The 3,090-nt window shown below is 37.0% G+C and carries 2 protein-coding genes and 2 pseudogenes; 1 reads left to right on the top strand and 3 read right to left on the bottom strand.

The features are described 5' to 3' along the window. Positions 1–517: 517 nt before the first annotated feature. The 3 genes and pseudogenes from KTE19_RS13050 to KTE19_RS14380 all read right to left on the bottom strand — a co-directional run. Positions 518–1,081, bottom strand: a pseudogene (locus KTE19_RS13050) (IS3 family transposase); the annotation flags it as partial. Positions 1,082–1,099: 18 nt separating this feature from the next. Then, the gene (locus KTE19_RS14090; RefSeq protein WP_249778667.1) at positions 1,100–1,360 is read right to left on the bottom strand and encodes an IS3 family transposase; all 261 of its coding nucleotides are present in this window, start codon (positions 1,358–1,360) and stop codon (positions 1,100–1,102) included. A 53-nt stretch (positions 1,361–1,413) separates the two neighbouring features. After that, positions 1,414–1,665 (bottom strand): transposase, encoded by a 252-nt coding sequence (locus KTE19_RS14380; RefSeq protein ID WP_430681885.1) that lies wholly within the window; start codon positions 1,663–1,665, stop codon positions 1,414–1,416. Between the two features lie 925 nt (positions 1,666–2,590). On the opposite strand from KTE19_RS14380, the pseudogene KTE19_RS14375 reads away from it, so the two are divergent. Next, positions 2,591–3,090 (top strand): annotated as a pseudogene (locus KTE19_RS14375) (transposase); the annotation flags it as partial.

Genomic DNA, 3,090 nt, shown 5'->3' with positions numbered 1-3,090 from the left:
GATCTATGATTTTTGATATACTTCTATGTAAAAAGCGAGTTTAAGCTATGAAAAATTATCCCAGCAATATTACTCGGCAACGAATTAACTAGCACAACGGGTAATTTATAGCCTTTTTGTATCTTGTCTATGAACCGTAATTTCGTAGCCAATTATTTTCCGACCGGTTTTAATACTTTTCACTAAAAAACAATATTCCTAATTTAGTACTTAGCTCTTTAGCTATTATATTTAAGTGTTAAGATAAATACATCTTGAGTGAATGTAACTTTTTTTACGAATGAGGGAACTTGTATGTATAAAAAGATGACTATAATGCTTGTTACTGTTATTACTTTTATTGTCGGTTTTAATATTAATGGTTTAACGGTCTCTGCTGTACCTCTTGATCACTATGGATTGTAGTCAATACGTGAGACAGATTTTAAGAGAGATCAAGAACCGCGTTTAGCTTCCACAGCTCAAATAAATCATTAATTTCGATTAATAACTTATTTGAACCATGGAAAGCATTAAATTAGGCGGCCATCTGGTTCGCAATCGTTGCAATTTCAACTTGTAAGGGGGTTTGGTAGCTGAGTGAACTATGAATTCTCTTCCTATTGTAAAAGGAATGAACATATTCAAAGAGGACTGAAGCTGCCGCTTCGTAATTTTCAAAAACTGGAATTGGATAAACACATTCCTTTTTGAGTGAAGCATGGAAAGATTCCATTGGGGCGTTGTCATAAGGACAGCCCTTACGGCTATACGAGTGGCGGATATGTAGTTCATTTAAGCGTTTGTTATATTTATCGCTGGTGTACTGCGTACCTAAGTCACTGTGAATGATGAGGCCCTCAGTAACTGTCCGATTCTGGACGGCGCTCTCAAGCGTCTTCATGATCAGCTTGGTATCCATTTTTTTAGAAAAGGAATACCCGATAATCCGACGGGAGTGCAGATCCATGATGGTTGATAAGTAACACCAACCATCACGCTTAGTCTGAATATAAGTAATATCAGTTGTCCATTTCTGATTTAAGCCAGTGGTGGAGAAATCCTGCTTAAGCAGATTGGGACGCTGTTGAATCGCTTGTTTGGAGGAAGAGGTGGCCTTTCACTTCTTGATGGTAATCGAGTGAATATCCATCTCCTTCATGAGCCGAGAGACTCGGCGAGGACTGCAGCGGCGCTGCAGGGGTTGAAGTTCTTTACTTAATTCATATTGAATCTTCATGACGCCATATCTTTGTTTGAATTCAACGAAGATGCGGAAAATCCGCTGTTTCAGATCTTTATCTTCCAGACTCCTTTTTGAGGGCTTGTGGGCTTTATAGCGATAGTAATGCGCTCTTGAAACCCCGATGACTCGACACATCTTAGTTACCTGGTAATTTTGGCTTTCTTGTTGGATATAATCAAAGATATCGGTTATCTCTGCGCAAGGAAGCCGAGGGCTTTTTTTAAGATTTCGTTCTCCTCGGATAAAGCAGCTAAGCGTTTCTCCATTGCTTTAATCTCATCAGGAGTCTTACCTGACTTGTTTTGAGTTTGGGACTGAATCCACTTATGAACGGTGGAATAGCAAATGCCATATTCTCTGGCAAGTTGGACAGCAGATTCACCTTGTTTATAGAGGTTGATAATGTTTTGTTTGAATTCTTTGTCGTAATGAGTTGGTATGTAAAAATTCCTTTCTTTTAAGAGACGATTGACTTATTATACCCTCTCTTAAAAGTTGTCTCAGGAACTAGCTTACATCCACTATCATATTATTATTACTTATACTAAGCCTCATAAAAAATATATTGGGCATAAGTATAGTAATTGGAATACTGTTTATTCTGCAAAAAAGAAAATAAAATCTACTTTTTCTAAATCAGTAACGTGGACTAATTCTTTGACAGGGAGCGTTTCACTGTCTAAAGGGAAGTTGACTGCTTTATTAGGGTTTAATGTAACTAGGTCAGATACCGTTACAATAAATGTTCCATTTTCTTTTAATGGAAAATATCGACAAAGGGTTCAGTACCGTAAGAGGTATCAAAAATATAAGATTACGCGAACGGAATACATAAAAATAATCGGATCATCAACGCAAAAAAAACACCTTAGGGATTTTGCGTATAAGTACGATGGTATTGTTAGTCGTGTGGTTAGAGATAAGTAGGTGATAAAATTGGACTTTTTTAAACTATCTAGTTTATTTGGTAGCTTTGCCTTATTAACGATATTTTTACTGCAAATCATGAATGCTTTTTCTGAGGTGCTATCTACATCGGATATTTTGCAAGATGGAACTAAAATAACTAATCAAGTTAATTACTTTGAGACCCCATTAATTACAATTCCAGTTATTTTTTTAATATTGTTTTTTATTTTTTTTATACTTGGTATCTGTAAAGTTAATAAATAGTGGATTAGTGGTTGCTTGAAATTAAATTGTGCAAGTTTGAGAGGCAATTAAAAACAGCTTCTTACTATTATTTTTAATCGGCTGACGCAACTAAGGCTTTCATGCAGTTATCTTTAAACCAAATTGATAAGCATAAGAAACTGTTTGAAATCTGGTTTAAACTTTGACATACTTTTGCAAAGGGAAATTATCATGCCTAATTATCCCAGTAATATCAACTGCCAGCAGTTTGAAGTGATTCGTTCCGAATTAGAAAACTTTCATCAACGAACGAAGCCTCGTCAAGTTGATTTATATGACGTCTTTTGTGCGATCTTATACATTTTGAAAAACGGCAAACGGTTTATACTTACTTTCGCTTGTGGTCCCAGTAGTCGGCTCCAACGGAGCCGTCATTACTGGACCAAGTTTTAAAAAAATTGTCATTGCTCGGCGAACTTACCAAGGATGTTCAGCTTTAACTTCCTTTATTATCGTTGACGCTCAGAGCGTCAAAAACACCGCTACTGCTGAAAACAAAGGTTACGACGCTGGTAAGAAAATCTCGGGGATTAAGCGCCATCTGGCAGTTGATATCAATGGCTTTCCGCAGGCCATTCACATGACGCGAACGAACGTCTCTGATCGAGACGGGGCCAGTGCAATGATCGCTTTACATGCCATGCATTTACGCCAGGTTCAAAATGTCTTAG

It is taken from the genome of Lentilactobacillus dabitei (genome assembly GCF_019061365.1).
Classification (GTDB): domain Bacteria; phylum Bacillota; class Bacilli; order Lactobacillales; family Lactobacillaceae; genus Lentilactobacillus; species Lentilactobacillus dabitei.
Note: the sequence above shows the minus strand (reverse complement) of the source record. Positions and strands in the feature narration are given on the sequence as shown.

Coding starts and splice junctions, on each gene's coding strand:
- KTE19_RS14090 (WP_249778667.1), bottom strand. CDS start 1,360: ATGTGTCGAGTCATCGGGGTTTCAAGAGCGCATTACTATCGCTATAAA.